Here is a 21949-nt window from a genome sequence, read left to right as displayed (position 1 = left end):
CTCCATGCCTGCTTGCATGAAGAATTTTATACTATTCATCAACTGAGAGTGATATAGATCTTTTTAATTTCACTTTGAAAAAGGAAGTTATAATCACTAAAACTACAGCCAATATTGAAAATAGAATCCAGCTATATAAAGGAGAAAATCCATTTGCTATTCCTAAAAATAATACTTGTCCTATAGGCGCACCAATTAATACTAACATTTGAAAAAGACCATTTGTAGATGCCAACTGCGTATCAGGTACTATCGTCATAATTAAAGCACTGAGGCGAGGATTTATTTTTCCAGCTAAATATCCTGTAATTAAAATAATAATTGCTAATAGCCAAAACGATGTATGTCTAATAAGTACGATAGCTAGTAACAAGGAAAGTGAACAGTAACTTAGCAAACTCTCAATAGAACTTTTCTTAAAAAAATCATTAACAAATAAAGCACCTAAAATAGTACCTACTGAAAATAGAATGTTTATTCCAGCCACAGTATACCCATAATTAAAAAAATATAATGCTTTATATTTTAAAAGTGAGACATTAATTAATGGAATCATGGCTGCACCTAAAAAATTGATGCCAACAGCTAATATTATAATTATTAATAATCTCTTTTTTCTAGTTAAAAGATTAAATGAATTTTTGATAGAGCTATTTGATTCTGCATTGTCAGTATTCAGACTTTTTATCTGACTCTCAGCAACTTGGAGTTGTTGCCTATGAGCAAAAATAATTAGTCCAGCAAGACTAAATGTCACTGCATTAATCAATCCAAAAAGCGGATAATTATAATTAAAACCGACAATTAATGTAGCTCCAATAGCCTGGAAAATTAATTGAATAGTGGTGTTAGAAGCAGTATATAATCCCATGGCTGAGTTTAAATCTTTTTCAGCAACCGAATGCTGCAGGAGCGGAAGCGATAAACCATTTCCAAAATTTCCTAAAATATCTGAAATGATATTAATCAGCAGCAATACTAAAAATAGTCCAAAAGATTTATTCAAACCGATTAAAAATGCGAGTGCCATAAAAAGTAGTGCCTGGCTCAAACGAGTAAGAATCATATAGTTTACTTTTTTAGAAGCTCGATCTGCCCAAACACCAATTATCACTGATAATAAAGCCGGTACTATAGTAGCCATTGAAGCGAGTGAAACAGCAAGAGATTTATTTGGAACAGTACTAGCATAAATGACAAAAACAATATCATATAAGCTATTACCAATTGAATCAATTAAGTCAGAATTTAGAAGGGTACGGTACTTTATATTTTTTAAATATTCGTTCATAGAGTGAGCCCTTTCATATTATTATTTTCTAGCGATTGAATAAATGTTTAATTAAACTATAATCATTTCTCAGCTATATTTGTTAAAATTTGCAAATTTGCAAATTATTTTGGCAAGTTCATTACGAATATCTCATAACCTGAGAAAGATAACACTTTTAGCAACTCATCAGCTTTTTCTCTATCATTTGTAAATAATGCTTCAAAATATTGGCCAAGTAACTTATACATTAATAAATCTGGAATAGCTGACATATTATAAAGGATCAACAAAACTTGACTTAATTGAGTTCTATCATTGTCTTTATAGCTTCTCCCTAAATAATTAATACAGATAGACCCTATTCTTCTCTGTCTTTCAAAAGAATATTGATTTATTGTGTTTCCATATCTTTTCACAATTTTCTTCATATACATATTCAATCGATCCATATTAAAGATCATCATTGAACTTCCAAATAGCTGTAGAAAAATCTTATCTGTTGTCCAATCTTCAGCTTCATCTAGTTTTTTTGAAAATTTTTCTATTATTTTTGGATCAAGGTCATCAAGATTATTTTCTAAAATTTTTTCCATCAAAGTAGCGTTTAATAGTAAAGTAGTAAAAGCATCATTTTTCTTAGACTCGTCTTTAATTTGCTTTATCTTATCAAGGTCTCGTTCATAAAATGCAATAGCCAATTCATTTAATTTTTTATCTTCTAGTTCCTTATTATCTCTTTGATCATTTGGATTTAATAAATTAGTAATATTGATATGATTCAACTGTACTATTTTAAAAAAATCACTTGTCCTTAAGTCTTGCTCTCCACTTTCTACACGTGAATACTGGGAAACGGAAACTATTCCACCTAGAAAATTTTTCTGTGTTAAGTGTCTCTTTTTACGTTCTTGATATAAAAATTTGCCTATCTCGGTTCTTTCCATTGTTTCCACCGTATTTTTCCTATTTCTTTATTTACCAATAATTTTAAGTCAATTAGAATTGATCTTCACTCTGTTTTTATACGAAATTATAAAAAAAATTCTCCATGCCTGCTTGCATGAAGAATTCAACGTTTAGTATTTCTATCTTAATCTAAATTTCCTTTTCTTAATTCACGATGAGTCGTAATAGTGGTAAACCTTAGATTTTCTTCTTATCAACGCAATAGTAAATAACTAATGGATCGCTTCAGTAACTTCTTTTATTTCATCATTAGATAGTAGAAAGTATAATATTGTACATTTTTTAGGTACCCAGATCTTTAAAATACTTATCAAGACTTTTAACGTCTCTATCGGTATCTTCTATTAAGCCATTCTCTACTGCCAAGACTCGTATCATTTCTTTTTTACTTTCTTCGTCTAAGTCTGAATTTCTCTTACTTGCCTTATCTAGCCTAAAATTCATAGATTCAGATATTATATTTATCACCCCATATAGATATAGTATTACTTTTACCACTATTTGTAACACCAGCTGGATAATATTTAAATTAATTTAAACAATAAGGATATAAATCTACTTTTTACAATCAAAAAATTCTCCATGCCTAATTGCATGAAGAATTTTTCTAACATTAAATATATGCATTTTTCTGTAAGTTATACATTTCTTGATAGTTTGCATTTTTATGCAATAAATTAGCATGAGTATCAAAGCCACTAACTTTTCCACTATCAAGAAAGAGTACTTTATCAGCAAACTTAACTGCAGATAGTCTGTGCGTAACAAAGAATATCGTTTTTTGGTTATTTTCTCTTAAAAAGCGCTCATAAATTTCTGCTTCACTCTTAGCATCTAACGCTGCTGTTGGTTCATCTAAAAATTCAATTTTACCATTTGCGTATAAGTCTCGTGCTAAAGCAATCTTCTGCCATTGACCACCAGACAAGTCAGTCCCATTTTTAAAATCTTTAGCTAGAATCGTACTTAGGTGCAGATGATCATTAGCGAGCAAATTCTCTAAGCCTGCAGCTTTCAAAACATTATTTACTCGCTCTTCATTAAATGAATATCCCGTAGTTACATTTTCTTTAAGCGTTAACTTAAAACGAGAAAAATCTTGAAAAGTAGCTGATAAATTTTTATGTAAGTCAAAAATATTAAAATCTTTTAAATTATCATCATCAATCGAAATAGCTCCAGTAGTCGGGTCATAAAATCGCATTAACAACTTTACTAAAATAGATTTTCCTGATCCATTTTCACCAACAATTGCGATCTTTTCGCCACTATTTACTGAAAAACTAATATTGTGTAAAACTTCATCATCAGAAAATGGGTATGTAAATGAAAGATCCTTAACTTCAATCTTCTTAAACTCATCAGGAAATTCTTGCTTTCCATTTTTAAAATCATCGTGATATTCAAGAAAATTAAAGTACTTTTCAATCCACAGTAAGGAATCATAAAGTAGACTGCTATCTTCCACTACTCGTGCCATACTTGTGGAAATATAACCAATTACAGAAACAAACATCAACAAAACGCCAACTTCTAGAGCACCTGTTCTTACCGAGTTAGTAAACCAATAAAAACCGTAACCAAACACTCCAACAGTTAGAAGAACAAATAATGAACTAACAGCGAGTTGCTTTTTACGAATTTGATTTACATCCCTTTTAGTCTGTTCAAATAAGGTCGTATACTTTTCAATAATTTTAGGAAACATATTAAAAAGTCGAACTTCTTTAGCATCCCTGCGGTCTAACAACAAACTACTATAGTAATGTAGATATCTTGCATTCTTGCTTCTTTCAACCATTGTTTCAAATGATTGCTGCTGAATACGGTAGTAAGAAATACTCTGCGGCACCATTACAACTAATAATAAAAGCGCCAGCCACCAATTATAACGAGCCAAGTACACTAACATAAAAGCTAACGTTAGAAACGACTGCAAAACTGATACTCCAAAAACAATTAAGTTAACTGGACGCCAGCTTGCATCATCTCGAAGCATTTGTAAATCATCAAAGTATTTACTGTCGTCAAAAATCCTAATTGACTGTAGATCTTCAGATTTCTTCATCAAACTAATGTTAATAAAACCTGTTAATTTATCAGTTAAAATTCCCTGCACCATTGTTGATAAAGATGGTAAAAACTGTTGAAACGCAGTCGCTACAATCCATACAATGATCATTTCCATAAAGGGTGAATGAGTAGTAACTTGATCAATTACCTTTTGTCCAGCTGCTACGGCAATTAACGGAACTACCGCTTGCAAGGGTGCTAATAATAAAACGCAAATCGCAATTAGAGGTGCTGATTTAAAGAATAAATAATAAGTTCTAGCTAATTCTTTGAAGTACTGATTTAATTTTTTAACGTGATTCATTTTGTCCTCCTTGATGAACGGATTCAACAAAATGAATTGTAATTATTCTCCGCTCACCTATTTATTGTCTTGTAAATTTTGATGAGCATTTAATACTACTGTCGGCATAATTTAATCCTCCTTATTTAATATTTTTATTAGATTATACTATATAAAATTATTTTTTTATTAAAAATAGTTAATTAATCCAAAATTTATTATTTAAAGAATTAGTTACTTTTTTTAGTATAATATTTTTTCCAATAGTAAATAGATAATACAGTAAAAATAACTACTCCGATTAATAGTATGTATTCCCCTTGTATTACTAAATACAGACAAAATAAAGTCACATACGTACATACTAACGCTTCGTATAAAATTGGGATTCTCGGTCGAATAATATAATAGAGAATAAAACTCACGATTATTGATAGTATTATAAGATAAAATTGAAATTGGTTATTCATACGTAACTCATTCCATTATTGTAAAATATGAAAACTATATGTCATGTTCCAATTCAAATCCATATAAATCTGATTATGAGAATGATTATAATTTTCTAGATCATTAGCAATTTGGTTATATTTCCAAGCAGCTGCTCCCGCTAAAATAGTTCCTGCAGGACCACTAATCAATCCTACTCCAGTTAAATTATTAGCATGCTGCCTAAATTTATAAACTAGTTCTGTCACAGCTGCATTCGATGTGAAATAATACCTCCCTCCAAACCATTTCCATGCATATGTATAATGCTTATTATAAGCTGCAAATGATACAAAAGGACTATATACAATTGCTTCCTTAGTTTCTGGATCAATGATTAATCCATTATTTGCTATATATGTGTTTGATGATCGGATTAAATATTCAGCTTCCTTAATTTGATCTTCCGATAACATTTTTCTACCTTCAGCAGATAATGCAAATTGATTATTTAAAATAATGATATATGGGTCTATGCTTTGAATATCACTATTAGCTATACTTATTGAACTGTACTTATAGTTAGAATCTTCTGTAGCAGCCTTCGCATTACCATTACTATTCAAAAAAATTATACCCAGTGCAAACAAAGATATACCTAAAAAGATCTTTTTATTTTTCATTATTACTTTTCTCCTAGTAAACAAATTTCTCCTACTATTTATATATGTACAAATAGTTGTAAAAAAATATATTTTTTACAAAGCCGGTTATTTAAATTGATACCATGATCCCATATCTCTCACCCCACGCTCGTTTCTTTGATATTTTTCACTTATTTTTTATATTTATCATTTTACTCACATCTTTAGTGCAAAATAAAAAGTGTCTAAATTGACACCTTTAAAATTTCAGAAATTTTATTCATATCGTTGTTAGTAAAAAAGTCTAGGATATCCTGTTTTTTTTCCTCATCGCCTTGAAAATATGCTCGATAAAAATTTTTCATTATTTTTCCAAAGCAATTTAATGGTTTTACTGGTAAATTGTCTAATAAAATGAATATATCTTCTACTAAGTCTAAATTTTGTGATGATGATCGAATCAATAGGGACAGATAATTAACCATTATTGAAGAAACTAAAATTTGCATCTCTCGTGGAAAGTTTTCAATATTAATATATTTTTTCAAAAGAAAGGTTACTATTGGTTTCAGTTCTTGATCTGACCATAAAGGAAGACTAATTGAGAATAAACTGAGATTTTCGTTATTCCAATTTTCTGCTTTGAAAATTAGAGATTTAACATGTTCTTTTATTTCATCAGGTAACGTATCTATACTTCCCTTTAAATTTGCCTTATTCAGAATAATCATCGATTTTAAAAGATCTTTAGTATAGTTATCTGTTTTAATATTTGGTATTTCTAATTCTAGTTCTTTAACCTTATTCAAGTCTTGATCATAGTATGCCTGGCTTAACTGCTCTCCCCAATATTCTTTATCAATTCTATTATCCTTAACCCCGCATTTTACTAGAAATTTACTAATATCAACATCATGCATCTCTAAAATCTTAATTAAATCCCTGGCATTAATCTCGTGGATTCCTCGTTCAATTTTAGAATAATAAGATTTCGTTAGAATAGGATATGCCATCTCAGTTTGAGATAATCCTAGATTTTTTCTAGTTTCTTTTAAAGCTTCGCCAATGGTCATCACTGTCATCTTCTTTCTTAATAGAAAATTAAACTGTAATTTTTTATTAAGATATTATACTCTACTACACAAAAACACTCCATGATTATCAAAAATCATGGAGTGTTTTATCAATCTATTAAATTAGTAAATGTAATTAGTTTCTAAATTACATTCCCATACCCATACCTGGGTTTGGAGCTGCAGGAGCTTGGTTCTTGTCATCTTCTGGAGCGTCAGCAACAACAGCTTCAGTAGTTAATAACAAGGCAGCAATTGAAGCAGCATTTTGAAGTGCTGAACGAGTTACCTTAGTTGGGTCGATAATACCAGCCTTAACCATGTTTTCCCACTTGTTAGTTGCAGCATTGTAACCAACTTCTGGGTCTTCATGTTCTAAGTGGTCTAAGATAACAGCACCATCTTTACCAGCGTTTTCAGCAATTTGACGTACAGGAGCGCCTAAAGCTTTCATAACAATCTTAACACCAGTTTCTGCATCTTCGCTGTCACCCTTAACAGTGCCTTGGATGGACTTCATAACATCAACTAATGCAGTACCACCACCAGCAACGTAACCTTCTTCAACAGCGGCACGGGTTGCGTTCAAAGCATCTTCGATTCTGTACTTTCTTTCCTTTAATTCAGTTTCAGTAGCAGCACCAACCTTGATAACAGCAACACCACCAGCAAGTTTAGCAAGACGTTCTTGTAACTTTTCACGATCAAAGTCTGAAGTAGTGTCAGCAATTTGCTTCTTGATTTGATCTACACGTTCTGCAATAGCTTCCTTAGAACCAGCACCTTCAACAATAGTAGTTGAATCCTTGGTTACAGTAACCTTGCCAGCCTTACCTAATTGATCAATCTTAGTGTCCTTTAATTCAAGACCTAAGTCTGAAGAAATTACAGTACCACCAGTTAAGATAGCGATATCTTCAAGCATTGCCTTACGACGGTCACCAAAGCCAGGAGCCTTAACAGCAACAACGTTGAAAGTACCACGGATCTTGTTCAAAACAAGAGTTGGAAGAGCTTCACCATCAACATCATCAGCAATGATTAATAAGCTCTTACCTTGTTGAACGATTTCTTGTAATAATGGCAAGATATCTTGAATGTTAGAAATCTTCTTGTCAGTAATCAAAATGTAAGGGTTGTCTAAGTCTGCTTCCATCTTGTCGTTGTCAGTTACCATGTATTGTGATAAGTAACCACGATCGAATTGCATACCTTCAACTACTGAAAGTTCAGTATCAATACCCTTTGATTCTTCAATAGTAATAACACCATCGTGACCAACTTTTTCCATTGCGTCAGCAATTAAGTTACCAACTTCAGTTGAAGCTGATGAAACAGAAGCAACTTGAGCAATTTCGTCCTTAGTACTTACCTTGTGGCTAATCTTGTGTAATTCGTCAACAGCTGCCTTCGTAGCAGTTTCAATACCGCGACGAATACCAACAGGATTTGCACCAGCAGTAACGTTCTTCATACCTTCACGAACGATTGCTTGAGTTAAAACAGTAGCAGTAGTAGTACCGTCACCAGCAATGTCGTTAGTCTTTTGTGCAGCTTCAGAAACAAGCTTTGCACCCATGTTTTCAAAATGGTTTTCTAATTCAATACTCTTGGCGATAGTAACACCATCGTTAGTAATGTCAGGAGCACCATAACTCTTTTCCAAAACAACATTTCTACCCTTAGGTCCTAAAGTTGTCTTAACAGTATCTGCTAATTTATCAACACCTTTTAATAATGAGTGTCTTGCATTTTCAGAAAATTTAATCTCTTTAGCCATATTATATGCCACCTTTTATTTCAAATTTTATTACTTAACGACAGCTAATAAGTCGCTTTCACGAAGAACTAAGTACTTTTCGCCTTCGTACTTCAAGTTAGTGCCAGAGTATTTATCAAAGAATACAGTTTCACCTTTTGCAACTGACATAGGAATTAAGTCGCCATTTACGTTGCGCTTACCATTTCCTACGGCAATAATTTCGCCCATTTGAGGCTTTTCTTTAGCGTTAGAAGCCAGGACAATGCCTCCAACTTTTTCTTCTTCTTCGTCTTTTACTTTAACGATCACGCGATCACCGATTGGTTGTAACACGTTAGTCCCTCCTGTACATAATTTAAATCTATAATTATATTACTTAGCACTCATATATCATAAGTGCTAACTTACAATTACGATAGTACATTGTTTATAAAAGAAAAGCAAGTATTTAGACACAAAAATTAGCACTTTTGTAGCCAGAGTGCTAAAAAGTGCTAATTTACTCATAAATGTAGATTAATTTTGGTAATTTTTTGATAAAATTAAACAAGCACAAAAAGTTAAATATACGGTAGTACTTTTGCTTGAGGGGATGATGCCAATGGTGTAATAACTGTTGTTCAGAGTCTTACTGAAGGGAGGTACACTTTGCTTTATGACAGCCTTTTTTGGTGCTGTCCTTACCTTTATTGGTCTCTTGGATTGTGTTGTTCTAGCTTTAATAAAACTAGTAAACGATGCAGACAAGTTGGCGCAAGCTGTAAAAAGACTGATAAAGCCTATCCACGATTTGTGGAAGAGAAAATAGAGCAAATGAAAAAGCCGCTCAATAACTTTTGGCTGAGTTGCTAGCGACTTTTTTGTTTGCATCAATATTTGCCACCGCACTTTTAGCGGCTTGTGCTTTGTGAGAGCTATTACCAGTAGCTCTCTTTTTTCATGCTATACATAGTTTACAGCATTACATTTATAAGTTCAATTTCTAGCTTTAATAAAACTAGTAAACGATACAAACAAGTTGGCGCAAGCTGTAAAAAGACTAATAAAGTCTATCCACGACTTGTGGAAGAAAAAATAGAGCAAACTAAAAAGCCGCTTGATAACTTTTGGCTGAGTTGCTAGCGACTTTTTTGTTTGTTATCAATCTTTACCACCGCATTTTAGCGGCTTGTGCTTTGTGAGAGCTATTACCAGTAGCTCTCTTTTTTTATGCTATAAATATTCTACTTCTTTTTTATTTTCTCATCAAATTGAAACAAGGATATTTTAAACCCTCTTAACAGTAATATCTCCCATATTGGCGCGGCCTTGAAGCACTAAAGTTGGTCCCTCTGCTGGTTGATCCCCATCAATAGTAATATCATTGAATCCTTGATTTAATTGATTGTCTACCCGCCAAGACGTTGGAATGTAGAAGGTTAAATCTCCCATTGACATATTCACGTTAGCAATAACTTCATCCCCAGCTGGCTTTGCTGAATCAAGGTAGACATTAACGTCTCCCATTGAAACATTTATCGTTACTGTCTCTAAATGCTGTGAATGAACATAACGTGAAGTAGAAGACATTTTTTCACTAATTACAATATTGTCGCCATTATCTGAACTTGTTGTATCAGAAAATACATGTTCAGCTTTAAATTTATGAGGTGCCTTTAAGTCAGACCAATTAGTACTGATTTTTTCACCATTAATAATTACAGTTGGCTTCCAACTTTTTTTGAAGATTAATCTTAAACCTCCCCAAACCAAAAATGCTGCTAAAAGCACTGTCCAAGGAACAATACTTTCAATGTGAAGGGGCTTTGCATAGATAATTAATAAAAATGCAATCGAAAAAATTGTCCCGCCTAAACTTCTATTAATTAGGGAAGTAATTAATGTCGCTACAAATACTACAGTCCAAAAAATTGTCCAGAATCCTAATTCGACTGGAATTAAATGCAGCTGATCTAAAACTAAAAATGCGGCTGCTGCAAGCAAGCCTAAGCCCCAAAGAATCCTTCCAAAACTGGCCTTTCTCATGATAATGCCCTTCTCTCTTTTAATCTATCATTTAAATCTCGATAATATCGTCTAGAAACATAGACTGTCTTATATGAATCATGAAATTTAATCTGACAATTAGAGATCGATTTTGTAATAGCATAAATCTGATCTAAATTTAAAATTGTCGATTTTGATACCCGCATGAACTGTCCACTTAATAAGTTTTCTAATTCATATAATTTGTACTTAACAAAATATGCTTCTCTAGTCGTGTGCGCCATTACTTGCTTAGCGTCTGTTTCAAAAAACAAAATATCATTAATACTTAAATAGTAGGAAGTGTTGTCCATCATTCCCTCAATTTGGTCAGGATGATCTGAATCCATTTGAAGTTGTTGATAAATTCTTTCTATTTCAGGCGTTAACTTGCCAGCATGAATGGTTATTTCTGTTTCCTTCTGATCTGGATCAAGTTCAAGCTTAACTTTCACAATTCTCACTTCCTTGTTTCATTTTCGATAATTATATTAAACATGAATGTAAGATTAAAATCTAGTGAAATTAACTAAGCGGTCATTTTATAGTTCTAAGTGGTCAAAAAAAGTCCTTAGAGTTTTCACTCTAAAGACTTTTTTGCTATCTAATTTTAGTTTTCTAAATCTTCACCATTAGAAGCAATTACTTTTTTATACCAGTAAAATGAATCTTTTGGCGTTCTCTTCAAACTACCTTCTCCTTTATCATCACGATCTACGTAAATAAAGCCATAGCGTTTACTCATTTGCCCAGTACCTGCACTAACTAAATCGATACAGCCCCAAGTGGTATAGCCACGTAGATCTACTCCATCTTTAATAGCTTTCTTCATTGCCTGAATATGCTGACGAAGATAATCGATACGATATGGATCATGAATTTTACCATCTTCAACCTTATCAATAGCACCTAACCCATTTTCAACAACCATAATTGGTAAGTGATATCTATCATAAATAACTTCTAGATAATATTGTAATCCCGTTGGATCAGTTGACCATCCCCACTCAGAATAATTCAAGTAAGGATTCTTTTGTCCCATTGCAAAATTACCTTTACCTTCGTCCCCAACTTTGTGGCTGGTTACTAAACTAGTTGAATAGTAAGAGAAGGTATACATATCTACAGTTCCTTCTTTAAGGTCTTTGCGATCTTGATCTGTAATATCTAGTTTTACATTATATTCATCCCACAAACGCTTTGCGAAAGTTGGATATTCACCTTTACATTGAACATCTCCGCAATAAAATGCGTTCTTTTCCCAACTATGTCTATTTTCTAATATATCTTTTGGATCTGGAGTACCTGGATAGGAGACAGAGCCAGCGATCATACAACCAACAACATAATCTGGATCAATTTCATGAGCAGCTTTTACTGCACGAGCACTAGCTACAAATTGATAATGTAATTTTTGATATGCGCGCTGTGCATCCTCATCAGTGATCTTATCACCCATAAATTCTAAAAATGCGATTGTCGAATTAATTTCATTAAAAGTTAGCCAGTATTTTACTAATCCCTTATATTCTTTAAACAAGGTTGTAGCATATTTAACGTAATTATCAATCATCTTACGATCTTGCCAATCATGGTACTTTTGTCCCAAATAAAGCGGATCTTCATAGTGAGAAATAGTTACTAAAGGCTCAATATTATACTTCTTTAATTCCTTAAAAACATTTCTATAAAATTCTAATCCTTCTTGATTTGGCTCTTCTTCTTCGCCATTTGGAAAAATTCTAGACCAAGCTATCGACATTCTATATACCTTAAAGCCCATTTCTGCGAATAACTTGATGTCTTCTTTATAGTGGTGATAAAAGTCTACTGCCGTATGATTTGGATAATATTCATCTTCAAATATTTCTCCCTTGGCTCCATCAGGAAGAGAACTAGCAAACATACCAGCAACTTTTCCCTTTTTTCCATTCAAAGTATAGGTTAAATATCTCGGTTCTTCTAAGCTACCAGCCGTAGTAACATCAGTTACCGATAGTCCTTTACCGCCTTCATTATATCCACCTTCAACTTGATTGGCTGCTGTAGCGCCGCCCCATAAAAAGTTCTTTGGAAATTTAGTCATTATTATTCTCCTTTAGATACATCTTTTATTAAGCCATAGTAGTTGAACTATCGGCAGTTTCTTCATCTGATTCTTCTTGCTCTTCTTTAGCCTTTTGTTGTTCTTGTGCATAAAGCTGTTTGTCATAAACTTTAAAGAATGGGAACCAAATTAGAGCTGATGGAATAATCATTAGATAGTCCCACACAATATTCTTCCAAGATAATGTTTGTAAGAAATCCATAAATCCAATTGGTAAGTTAGCAATAACTGGAATCCATGCAGGAACTAGTAATCCGATCTTATAACCAATTAGAGTTAATATCATTACTACCATTACGTTCAAAATGTATGGAATTGCTAATATTGGGTTATACATAATTGGCATACCAAATGTAACAGGTTCATTAATGTTAAACCATCCTGGAATTAATGAGACCTTTGATACGGCTTTAATTTGTTTAGATTTTGCTTTTAATCCCATTAATACGAGTGGGAATGTGTTACCAGTACCACCTACAACTGACATAGCATTCATCAAAAATACAGCATTAAATTGTAAGGCTTTGCCTGAAGCATGAAGAGCAGCGTTCACACCAATTGCTTGAATAGTGATTGGCATTAATATTGAACCTACTATTAGAGAACCATGAATACCAAATGTCCATAAAAGTAAGGCTATAAAGACTAATACAAACATACCAGGAGTTGATACTAAAGCATTTAATGGTGTAGAAATTAATGCCATAAAACCAGAAGCTAAAGTATATTTTCCAGCTGTTACAGATACAACAATAATGTGAACTGCCAGAAATACTACTAATTCAATCAGTAAAGGAATAATAGCTGCAAAACCATCTTGTAAAAATTGTGGGACAACGTCTGGCATTTTTATTCTTATATTTTTGGTGTAACAAAAATGTTCAATTTGAATCACTACAAAAACTACTAAAAATCCGATAAACATCCCTTGAGCCGATAAATAGGTTGAATTCAAACTTATAACACCTGCTTTATCAGTAGAAATTGGTGCACATACTGCCATAAATACTACCAATGCATCAAGCATTGAAATTAAGGGACTTGTTAAATCTAATTTTCGTGCATATTGGAAGGACATTAATGCCACTACCCATAAAGCAATAGAATTCATCGTGAATTGATATGGGATATTTAAATATGCATACCATGGGCTAGTTGCTGATATGGCCTTCAGCATTGATGGTCCCAATACACTTTGAATAATTTGGAAAATGGCTCCCACCATTAAAACTCCCATTAATGCCATCATTCCTGATTGAAGTGAAGAAACAAATTTATTTTTTCCTAAATCTTGTCCCCACTTCTGTAGGGTCTGCATGAATTTACTATTAAAAAGCTTATCCATTTTTCTCCTCCTATGAGTGACATCTACTTCTCATCCTCAAGTTTTTTAGCTATTGCAAAAATCTTTTTTGCATTTCCTAACGCATAATCTGTAGGAGGAATTGCTTCTACTGGCATCTGCGTTGCTTTTCTAACTTCATCAATTCTGTAGGATACTTGTGGTCCCATTAGAATCACATCAAAATTTTTAGCCTCTTCGACATAAGAATCTGAAGATAAACCAGTTGCTTTAATATTTACATCAATATGATTCTCTGAAGCGTATTTATCTAACTTTTTCATTAAGATACTTGTTGACATACCACCTGCACATAAAAGTAAAATATTGTATTTCATAATTATTTTTCCTCCTTTAAGCTATTAATTTCTTCTTGCATTTTAATCATGTGTTTAATCAAATCATTTGCTAATAAACTTGTCATAAAGTGATCTTGAGCATGGATAGTTAAAATACTGAACTCAGTCTTTTTTCCGTTTGCTTCATCAATTAGCATTTGAGTTTGCACATCGTGTGCTTTACCAATTGCTTCACTTGATTCCTTAATTAGTTGTTCCGCTTTATCAAAGTTTCCATTTTCAGCTTCAGTCAACGCATTAAAAGCTTTTGATCTTCCATCACCTGAATTTGCGATAATAGCCATTGCGATGTCTTCAGCTTTTGAATTTACTGCTTCCATCTTTTATCTCTCCTCTATTTAACTTACAGTTTTATAATAAAGCGCTTTCATAATATACACAAATTAGCAAAAAAATTTTGTGTATACAGGAAACTATTATTTTTAACTTTTAAATAGCTAAAATATACACTAATCACTTTTCAAAACTTATTTAGTAAATAGTGTATATTTATAGTTTTGATTTTTTCGATTAGTGTATAGCCAACATTTTTCTGTTTATATTTTTTAATCATTTCCAAATTTTTTTGTGTTCTTTTATTTTTTATATTTCCGCTTATACTTTAAGTATGGTGAAAATTATTAGAACATTTGATTTTTCAGCTAATGATTTCTTTGACTATATAGAGGATTCATTGACTAAAGAAATCAAAAAAGCACGAAATAACAATAAAAATGTAAAAATCGCAGCTGGAACCCACTACGCTCTAAAGGGAAGAGATGGAACTATAAACACTAAAGTTGTTATCAACAAATTCGAGCGTAATAAGATCTATTCTGCAACTTTTACTAGTTTAGGAGAAGTGGTTACTGCTGATTATGCAACTAAGGATACAAATAAGGGTTGTAAAATCACTTTAACTGAAGATATTCAAACTTATGATCCTGAGCAACATAATAAACTAGCTAATTTATTTTATGATTTTATGTATCACAGAAGTGCACAAGAAGAACTTAATAAGTTAGCTAATGGTGTACAAAAATTCAAAGAAAAAAGATAGTTCAATCAACATCATGTTGAATAAGCTATCTTTTTTCTTTCTATAATTTTTTCAATATAGCAGCAATAGTATATAAATCACTATTATTGAAAACCATATTAAATTTTTTCTCCACCGGTGCAAGTACCTTTTCTAAATATGCAAAATCTGACTCTAGTGCTCGCATTTTTTGAACATTTATATCTATCTGTTGTCTAGGTTTGCCTGAGAGAGCATTTTCAATAATTCCAACAATATGAGTAAATACTCCAATACGTTGATCCTCATTTAGCTCGTATTGTTCATTCAAAGAATCCAAAACTTGTGGCATAGTTTCCTTTAATTTATCTACCGGTGTATATTTAAGTTCTTCATTGTAATAATCATAAATTCTATCGTATGTAGATGAATTAGAATGAACGGGAATAAAACTTAAAATTTTATCTAGATCTTTATGACTATTTTCAAACACTTTGGTAATAGATATAAATGGAATCCCAAATAAATTTGGGTTATAAGTTCCAATAAATGATCTAATGTTGTAGATTTTTCTCAGATCTTGTACGTTCTTAGCTAATACATCCCTATCAGATATACTCATCGCTTTAACTACAAACTGTAAATGAGAATATTGTTCAATATAATCCTTTAGTTGAACAGCTCCACCTTCACCTGTGTGACATAAGGTAATAATCATATTCTGTTTATTATTAGCGGTATTGTTATTCCAAGTTTGCAAATTAGACAATACATCATGATAAATATCATCAATATTTGTTGCATTTAAAGCCCGTCGCGTCACTTCAAGTCCTACCAAGGTAATAGGAATATTTATCAAACGAATTGGAATGTTGGTCTCATCGATTATCCTATTAAAAATATCTTTAAATGACCCCATATCATATATCACAATAATCCCTTGTCCACGATTAATTTTTAGAACCAAAGACCGTAATTCGCTATAAACTTCATCCAGACTCTTGTTTAATTGCATATCATAGGCAAAAGAATTATATGTATCATTTAGTTTATTTGTAACCTCACTTAAACAATGTGCTGCGCCTTTTCCATGCATTGCATATAGTACAACTGGATGTTCCTTAGTCTGTTTAGGCTCAATTAGAAACATTAGCAAATTAATTATTTGTTCCTCATCAAAAGAGTAATGTAAATATTCGTTTAATTGTGCTGCAAAAGCATGCGTTAGATCATATTCTTTAGGATACGTCTCTCGAATTTTTATAATTTTTAGATCAGATATCTCTTGATGACTACTAGTTCCTAAATTAATTACTGAATTAATGTGTAAACACAAACCATAAAAAATACTATGATTAAATTTTCGGTCTAACTTTTTAGATGCCTTAGTTAAAAATTTACTGGTTAGGTTAATTATATTTTGAGGAACAATTTTACTCAGTTCTTGCAAAGTTTCAGCATTTCTTGGATTATTATCTGCCCTTCTCTTAAATCCGTATTCATTGAAAAGCTTTTCTACTCTAGTAAATACAATTCTTTGAATTTTTTCTGGACTTAATCCTTCTTGTGATAAGTTTTGATATTTATTATTTAGTGTCTTATATAATTTTTCTTCATATCTACGTTCTATATCGTTAGTATTCTCTTTAATATTACCTTTGAAAATGAATCTCTCACGATTATTAATTAATTCTTCAGCTTCTTGGAAATCTTTAACATCTAAAGTTTTATTAAAGACAAAAGTATCTGGCAAATCTCCATGATTAATATTTATGGAAGATTCATTATTATCTAGTGATCTTAAATATGCTTTTGCACTTGCAAGAGTAATTAGTTTACTTAAAGATTTAAAACCACGATCATACACATGTTTAGCAAGTCCTAAAACTAAATCTGAACCTACAATAATTGGCTTACCTGAATTTTTAGCTTGCTTTTCAAACATCATTTCAATGATTGTCAATTTTTCCGATAAAGGTCTTTCATTGAATAGGGGCAGTTTAATTTGAATTGGAATATTTATTTTATTTTCGTTTGTAGGTACAGTAGATAAAATTATCAAATTATTATTTTGATTCTTATACTCATCTAAAATGTGATTAATTCTATATATTTGAGCCGAATCCAATTTTTCATAGTGATTAATTATCACAACGCTATTTTTATATCTTTGAAGGAGACCAATATTATCATCTTTACCAAATAATTCTTCATTCAACTGCTGTGGTTTATCCTCTAGTAAAAGACAATTTATTTCATGATAGGTAGCATCTGCAGGAATTATTTTCTGATCTTTTGCGTATTTGATAATTATCTTAGAAAAATAAGTAGTTCCACTACCAGGTGTTGCCACAATGTGAATTGGCAACGCTCCGCCAGGAAAGTTTATTGCAGCTTTTGCTTGCCTGATAGATTCGGCTAAGCTATTGTTACTTCCAACTACATCATCAAAAGCATTATGACAAATTTTATATGATAAATGATAATGAACTGGTCTGGTAGTCGTTTTTTCAAGTAAATTCTCTTTTACTAATTGATTAAGTAAGGCACTCGCATTTGATCGCTTAATATTCAAATAATCTACGATTTCTTCAGTATCGACTCCTTTATCATCACCATCTTCTTGATCTTTTAAAAACTGTTTTTGAATATACTTATATATTTTTTCTTTATTGGTAGCCATTCTAGTTCTCCAACCTATGCACTAGCTATGATAGCGCTTTATTTTTATTCTAGTGTATATTGTCAAAGAAAAAAAGCCCCCAAATAATTGAGGACCTATATAAATATAACTTGTGGCTACTTAAACAATCTCTCAGCCTGCGCAATGACATTCTTCCCATTCATGGTGCCGTAATCCTGCATCCCAATCACCTCTAAGGGAACATGATGCTTGTTCGCAATTTCTTTCAATTGATCGATCATATAGCTAATTTGCGGTCCAATTAAAATGCAGTCTGGTGCATCTTGCTCACAGATACCTTCAATTTGTGCTGCCGATACTGCTTTAATTTTATAATCTTTGCCTTCTGCCTCAGCAGCTTCTTTCATTCTGTTAACTAAAAGAGATGTTGAAAAACCGCCAGCGCAGGAAAGTAAAATTTTCTTTGTCATTTGCGCTACCTTCTTAGGCTTAAAACACATCAATACTGCCGATAAGCCGGAGCCTGATAATCTTCCATAAACTGCAAAATTTTATCAAAATCAGTTTCAAAATAAATGGCGTTGAGGTAGATATTTTCTAAAAAATCATCTTTATTCATCCGCTTAAGGAGTTTATTTAAATAATCATAGAAACCTTCATAATTATAAAAAGCTACCGGCTTAGCATTGTCTCCAATCGCAGTCCAAGAAATAGCCTGACTTATTTCTTCTAAAGTTCCAATACTGCCAGGTAAAGCTACCATTCCATCAGCTAGATTCATCATCGTATCTTTTCGCTTATCCATATTGGGAACTACACGAAAATCTTGTACTTTATCGTAAGCCGCACCGCGATCTTTCAATTCTTCAGTAATGATGCCGTGAACGATACCGCCATTTTCTAACACACCATCTGCAACTGCACGCATTAGACCGTACTTTCCACCACCATAGACTAATTCGATTTGACGATCAGCCATTTTTTTACCAAAATCATAGGCAGCCTTAGTATAATCAGGACGATTTCCAGTCCTTGCACCACAATATACTGCAAGTTTTTTAATCATTTTATCTACCTTATTTCTATCTCATAATTTTTCTATGCTCATATATCTTAAAATTATTTTCTATTTAATTACAAATAAAAGCACATAAAAAATACACAAGCTTATGTAAACTTGTGCACCAATACGATATTATAGTAAATTATTTTTTGTTCTTATCTTTATCTGCATCCAAAAAGTAGATCAAAGTTTGAAGTTCAGTGGCTAAGTCAACATTTTGAACTCGAACACTAGATGGAGCAGATAAACGAAGCGGCGTGAAGTTCATAATTCCCTTAATTCCAGCTTCAAACATTTCATTAGCTGTCTTTTGAGCTGCAGTTTGAGGAACACAGAGAATAGCAATGGTAATCTGCTGTTCACGCAATTGCTTCTTCATCTCACTCATGTCATAAACCGGCACACCTGACATAATTGTTCCAGTAATTTCAGGATTAATATCAAAAGCAGCACTAATTCTGATATTATTAGTACGCTTAAAGTTATAATTTAAAAGCGCATGACCCATGTTACCAACACCAACTAAGGCAACATTGGTTAAGGTATCTTGATTTAAAATCTTTTTAAAGAAATTAAGTAAGTTCTTAACGTCATAACCGTATCCACGCTTACCTAATGCACCAAAATAAGAAAAATCTCGACGAATTGAAGCACTGTCTACTTGTACAGCTTCAGCTAATTCAGTTGAAGATACTTTCTCTTTTCCTTCATCATTCAAAAAAATTAAATAGCGGTAATAAAGTGGCAAGCGTCTAGCGGTAGCCTTAGGAATCTTAATTTCATCCATGAGATGCCTCTTTCTTTCATAAAATAAAAATGTGAAATATTTACTAATCAAACTAATAATAGGCATTCTTCAAGGATAAATCAAGAAACAATTTTCACAAAGATAATATTTTCATAAAATTTAAAACATTTGCTATGTTAAAATAAGCTCTAGGAGAAAATTATTATGATTATTGCACAAGCTCAAGACCTCGAACAACGTTTCGGAGGCAACACTATTTTCAGTAACATTTCTTTTTCTGTTCCTGATAATGCCAGAATTGGTCTGGTTGGTCCTAATGGAGCAGGAAAAACTACCTTATTAAAGATTATGACTGGCCAACAAGAACCAACTAGTGGTCAATTTACCATTAATAAGGGATTAAAAGTCGGCTACATTGCCCAGGAAAATGCCCTTGATGAAAACAAGACTATCTGGGACGAAATGCTTACTGTGTTTGATAATTTAATTGAAAAAAATAAACGCATTACCAAAATGCAGGAACAAATTGCTGAGCATCCTGAAGATGAAGACCTGCTCAAACGCTATGACCAGCTTGCCTATGACTTTGAACAAGAAGGCGGCTTTACTTATCAAGCTGAAATTAAGAGCATTCTTAACGGTTTCAATTTTAAAGAAAATACGTGGCAGAAAGTTATCGGAACTCTTTCTGGTGGTGAAAAAACACGCCTTGCTTTTGTGAAATTACTGTTGCAAAAGCCACCAGTTCTCTTGCTAGACGAACCTACTAACTATCTTGACTTAGATACTTTAGATTGGTTAGAAGCATTTTTGAAGAACTACCAAGGCGCAATTATTACTGTTTCTCACGACCAGTACTTCTTAGATCACTTAGCTAACCAAATCTTTGAATTAAACTTTGGAAAACTAACTACTTTTAAGGGTAACTATAGTCAATACGTTAAAGAACGTGAATTGATGGATAACCAGCAAGAAGCTGCCTATGAGAAGCAACAAGAAAAAATCAAAAAAGAAGAAGAGTTCATTCAAAAGAACTTAGTTCGTGCTTCTACTACCAAACGTGCTCAAAGTAGACGTAAAGCCTTAGACAAGATGGAGCGAATTAAACCACCTAAGCACAAGCAAAAAGTTCGCATTAACTTTATTAGTGACCGTCCTTCAGGAAAAGAAGTCTTAATTGCCAAAGACTTAACTATCGGTTATCCAGATAAAACTATGGTTTCTGACATTGACTTTCAAGTTAATAAAAATGACCGAGTTGCGATTATCGGGCCAAACGGAATTGGTAAATCTACCTTACTTAAAACAATTATGAAAAAACTTGAGCCTAAAGATGGTTCAATTAAGTATGGTGCTAGTTTAGACATTGGTTACTACGATCAAGAACTTCAAAGTCTTGATCCTTCAAAGACAGTCCTTGATACCATTTGGGATCGTCACAAGACCATGCCAGAAAAAGACGTTCGTTCAATCTTAGCTTCCTTCTTATTTACTGCTGAAGATATTGATAAGACAGTTGGGCAATTATCGGGTGGACAAAAAGCTCGTTTAACTCTAACTGTTTTGTCTCTTGAAAAAGACAACTTCCTACTAATGGACGAGCCAACTAACCACTTAGATATTGAAGCAAAAGAGGTGCTTGAACAAGCTTTAGATAATTATGACGGCACCCTACTCTTTGTTTCTCACGACCGTTACTTTATTAATGAGTTAGCTAATAAGATTATTTCAGTTCGTGATGGACACGCTAAGATTTACAATGGTAATTATTCCTACTACTTAGATGAAAAAGCTAAACAAGCTGCGGCTGTTCAAGAAGCAAAAGCTGAACAAACTGAAAGTGCTACTAGTGCTAATCAAAATAAAGGTAAACTTTCCTATCAAGAACAAAAGGCTCGTGATTCACAAAAACGTAAGTTAGAACGCGCTGTTAGTGATGCAGAAGCTAGAATTGAAAAGCTGGAAACAGAAGAGCAAGAAATTCAAACTGAGATGGCCAACCCTGATATTGCGGCTTCATTTGAAAAGCTTGGACCTCTTCAAGAAAAATTATCTGCTGTTCAAGAGCAACTAGATCAAGCAAATACTGACTGGGAAAATGCTTTAGAAGCACTAGATGAATTTGAATAATTTTTGACCATCCGATGAGGGATGGTTTTTT

The 21949-nt window shown here is 32.6% G+C and carries 20 protein-coding genes; 2 read left to right on the top strand and 18 right to left on the bottom strand.

Going from position 1 to position 21949, the window contains the following annotated elements:
* Positions 1 to 31: 31 nt before the first annotated feature.
* The 14 genes from Q9R40_RS03980 to Q9R40_RS03915 form a co-directional block, all read right to left on the bottom strand.
* Complete coding sequence (locus Q9R40_RS03980) at positions 32 to 1291, bottom strand: MFS transporter (RefSeq protein ID WP_304676424.1); 1260 nt, start codon at positions 1289 to 1291, stop codon at positions 32 to 34.
* 104 nt (positions 1292 to 1395) lie between these two features.
* Entirely contained in the window at positions 1396 to 2217 is an 822-nt protein-coding gene (locus Q9R40_RS03975) for a helix-turn-helix domain-containing protein (RefSeq protein ID WP_300593443.1), read from the bottom strand.
* 304 nt (positions 2218 to 2521) lie between these two features.
* Positions 2522 to 2737 (bottom strand): hypothetical protein, encoded by a 216-nt coding sequence (locus tag Q9R40_RS03970; RefSeq protein WP_304676423.1) that lies wholly within the window; start codon positions 2735 to 2737, stop codon positions 2522 to 2524.
* Between the two features lie 115 nt (positions 2738 to 2852).
* Positions 2853 to 4616 carry an ABC transporter ATP-binding protein gene (locus Q9R40_RS03965; protein WP_304676422.1) on the bottom strand — a complete coding sequence of 588 codons (1764 nt, stop codon included), beginning with the start codon at positions 4614 to 4616 and terminating at the stop codon, positions 2853 to 2855.
* 464 nt (positions 4617 to 5080) lie between these two features.
* Positions 5081 to 5707: a hypothetical protein gene (locus Q9R40_RS03960; protein WP_304676421.1), complete on the bottom strand. Its 627-nt coding sequence runs from the start codon at positions 5705 to 5707 to the stop codon at positions 5081 to 5083.
* A 206-nt stretch (positions 5708 to 5913) separates the two neighbouring features.
* The gene (locus Q9R40_RS03955) at positions 5914 to 6741 is read right to left on the bottom strand and encodes a helix-turn-helix domain-containing protein (protein WP_304676420.1); all 828 of its coding nucleotides are present in this window, start codon (positions 6739 to 6741) and stop codon (positions 5914 to 5916) included.
* A 148-nt stretch (positions 6742 to 6889) separates the two neighbouring features.
* Positions 6890 to 8521 (bottom strand): chaperonin GroEL, encoded by a 1632-nt coding sequence (gene groL / locus Q9R40_RS03950; RefSeq protein WP_004896780.1) that lies wholly within the window; start codon positions 8519 to 8521, stop codon positions 6890 to 6892.
* Positions 8522 to 8551: 30 nt separating this feature from the next.
* Entirely contained in the window at positions 8552 to 8836 is a 285-nt protein-coding gene (gene groES / locus Q9R40_RS03945) for a co-chaperone GroES (protein WP_004896779.1), read from the bottom strand.
* Between the two features lie 933 nt (positions 8837 to 9769).
* Positions 9770 to 10528: a hypothetical protein gene (locus tag Q9R40_RS03940; protein ID WP_297937592.1), complete on the bottom strand. Its 759-nt coding sequence runs from the start codon at positions 10526 to 10528 to the stop codon at positions 9770 to 9772.
* On the bottom strand, positions 10525 to 10983 hold the full coding sequence (locus Q9R40_RS03935; RefSeq protein WP_297937594.1) for a LytTR family DNA-binding domain-containing protein: 459 nt from the start codon (positions 10981 to 10983) through the stop codon (positions 10525 to 10527). Before Q9R40_RS03935 ends, Q9R40_RS03940 begins: the two co-directional genes overlap by 4 nt.
* Before the next feature lie 155 nt (positions 10984 to 11138).
* Complete coding sequence (locus Q9R40_RS03930; protein WP_095076350.1) at positions 11139 to 12614, bottom strand: glycoside hydrolase family 1 protein; 1476 nt, start codon at positions 12612 to 12614, stop codon at positions 11139 to 11141.
* A 28-nt stretch (positions 12615 to 12642) separates the two neighbouring features.
* Complete coding sequence (locus tag Q9R40_RS03925; RefSeq protein ID WP_216513047.1) at positions 12643 to 13980, bottom strand: PTS sugar transporter subunit IIC; 1338 nt, start codon at positions 13978 to 13980, stop codon at positions 12643 to 12645.
* Between the two features lie 23 nt (positions 13981 to 14003).
* Positions 14004 to 14315 (bottom strand): PTS sugar transporter subunit IIB, encoded by a 312-nt coding sequence (locus Q9R40_RS03920; protein WP_095076352.1) that lies wholly within the window; start codon positions 14313 to 14315, stop codon positions 14004 to 14006.
* 2 nt (positions 14316 to 14317) lie between these two features.
* A complete protein-coding gene (locus Q9R40_RS03915) occupies positions 14318 to 14656 on the bottom strand; it encodes a PTS lactose/cellobiose transporter subunit IIA (RefSeq protein ID WP_216513046.1) in 339 nt (112 codons plus the stop codon).
* Positions 14657 to 14943: 287 nt separating this feature from the next.
* On the opposite strand from Q9R40_RS03915, the gene Q9R40_RS03910 reads away from it, so the two are divergent.
* Positions 14944 to 15375, top strand: a complete 432-nt coding sequence (locus Q9R40_RS03910; RefSeq protein ID WP_304676419.1) for a DUF3284 domain-containing protein — start codon at positions 14944 to 14946, stop codon at positions 15373 to 15375.
* Positions 15376 to 15415: 40 nt separating this feature from the next.
* On the opposite strand, the gene Q9R40_RS03905 is transcribed toward Q9R40_RS03910, so the two are convergent.
* The 4 genes from Q9R40_RS03905 to Q9R40_RS03890 form a co-directional block, all read right to left on the bottom strand.
* Positions 15416 to 18016: a PRD domain-containing protein gene (locus tag Q9R40_RS03905; RefSeq protein WP_304676418.1), complete on the bottom strand. Its 2601-nt coding sequence runs from the start codon at positions 18014 to 18016 to the stop codon at positions 15416 to 15418.
* 116 nt (positions 18017 to 18132) lie between these two features.
* On the bottom strand, positions 18133 to 18477 hold the full coding sequence (locus Q9R40_RS03900) for a PTS sugar transporter subunit IIB (protein ID WP_370648941.1): 345 nt from the start codon (positions 18475 to 18477) through the stop codon (positions 18133 to 18135).
* Positions 18477 to 19043, bottom strand: a complete 567-nt coding sequence (locus tag Q9R40_RS03895) for a TIGR00730 family Rossman fold protein (RefSeq protein WP_304676417.1) — start codon at positions 19041 to 19043, stop codon at positions 18477 to 18479. Before Q9R40_RS03895 ends, Q9R40_RS03900 begins: the two co-directional genes overlap by 1 nt.
* A gap of 139 nt (positions 19044 to 19182) precedes the next feature.
* Positions 19183 to 19827, bottom strand: coding sequence for a redox-sensing transcriptional repressor Rex (locus tag Q9R40_RS03890; protein WP_304676416.1), 645 nt, complete (start codon positions 19825 to 19827; stop codon positions 19183 to 19185).
* Between the two features lie 165 nt (positions 19828 to 19992).
* On the opposite strand from Q9R40_RS03890, the gene Q9R40_RS03885 reads away from it, so the two are divergent.
* Complete coding sequence (locus Q9R40_RS03885) at positions 19993 to 21918, top strand: ABC-F family ATP-binding cassette domain-containing protein (protein WP_304676415.1); 1926 nt, start codon at positions 19993 to 19995, stop codon at positions 21916 to 21918.
* Positions 21919 to 21949: the final 31 nt, after the last annotated feature.

Source organism: uncultured Lactobacillus sp. (assembly GCF_948948975.1).
In the GTDB taxonomy this organism is placed as follows: domain Bacteria; phylum Bacillota; class Bacilli; order Lactobacillales; family Lactobacillaceae; genus Lactobacillus.
The sequence above is the reverse complement of the archived record's forward strand: the minus strand, read 5'-3'. Positions and strand labels throughout refer to the sequence as shown.

Excerpts from the sequence above, each read along its gene's own strand:
- groL (WP_004896780.1), bottom strand. The coding sequence starts at position 8,521 with ATGGCTAAAGAGATTAAATTTTCTGAAAATGCAAGACACTCATTATTA.
- Q9R40_RS03905 (WP_304676418.1), bottom strand. The coding sequence starts at position 18,016 with ATGGCTACCAATAAAGAAAAAATATATAAGTATATTCAAAAACAGTTT.
- Q9R40_RS03965 (WP_304676422.1), bottom strand. The coding sequence starts at position 4,616 with ATGAATCACGTTAAAAAATTAAATCAGTACTTCAAAGAATTAGCTAGA.
- Q9R40_RS03885 (WP_304676415.1), top strand. The coding sequence starts at position 19,993 with ATGATTATTGCACAAGCTCAAGACCTCGAACAACGTTTCGGAGGCAAC.
- Q9R40_RS03980 (WP_304676424.1), bottom strand. The coding sequence starts at position 1,291 with ATGAACGAATATTTAAAAAATATAAAGTACCGTACCCTTCTAAATTCT.
- Q9R40_RS03910 (WP_304676419.1), top strand. The coding sequence starts at position 14,944 with ATGGTGAAAATTATTAGAACATTTGATTTTTCAGCTAATGATTTCTTT.
- Q9R40_RS03975 (WP_300593443.1), bottom strand. The coding sequence starts at position 2,217 with ATGGAAAGAACCGAGATAGGCAAATTTTTATATCAAGAACGTAAAAAG.
- Q9R40_RS03915 (WP_216513046.1), bottom strand. The coding sequence starts at position 14,656 with ATGGAAGCAGTAAATTCAAAAGCTGAAGACATCGCAATGGCTATTATC.
- Q9R40_RS03930 (WP_095076350.1), bottom strand. The coding sequence starts at position 12,614 with ATGACTAAATTTCCAAAGAACTTTTTATGGGGCGGCGCTACAGCAGCC.
- Q9R40_RS03920 (WP_095076352.1), bottom strand. The coding sequence starts at position 14,315 with ATGAAATACAATATTTTACTTTTATGTGCAGGTGGTATGTCAACAAGT.
- Q9R40_RS03890 (WP_304676416.1), bottom strand. The coding sequence starts at position 19,827 with ATGGATGAAATTAAGATTCCTAAGGCTACCGCTAGACGCTTGCCACTT.
- Q9R40_RS03900 (WP_370648941.1), bottom strand. The coding sequence starts at position 18,477 with ATGTGTTTTAAGCCTAAGAAGGTAGCGCAAATGACAAAGAAAATTTTA.
- Q9R40_RS03895 (WP_304676417.1), bottom strand. The coding sequence starts at position 19,043 with ATGATTAAAAAACTTGCAGTATATTGTGGTGCAAGGACTGGAAATCGT.
- Q9R40_RS03940 (WP_297937592.1), bottom strand. The coding sequence starts at position 10,528 with ATGAGAAAGGCCAGTTTTGGAAGGATTCTTTGGGGCTTAGGCTTGCTT.
- Q9R40_RS03925 (WP_216513047.1), bottom strand. The coding sequence starts at position 13,980 with ATGGATAAGCTTTTTAATAGTAAATTCATGCAGACCCTACAGAAGTGG.
- Q9R40_RS03955 (WP_304676420.1), bottom strand. The coding sequence starts at position 6,741 with ATGACCATTGGCGAAGCTTTAAAAGAAACTAGAAAAAATCTAGGATTA.
- Q9R40_RS03960 (WP_304676421.1), bottom strand. The coding sequence starts at position 5,707 with ATGAAAAATAAAAAGATCTTTTTAGGTATATCTTTGTTTGCACTGGGT.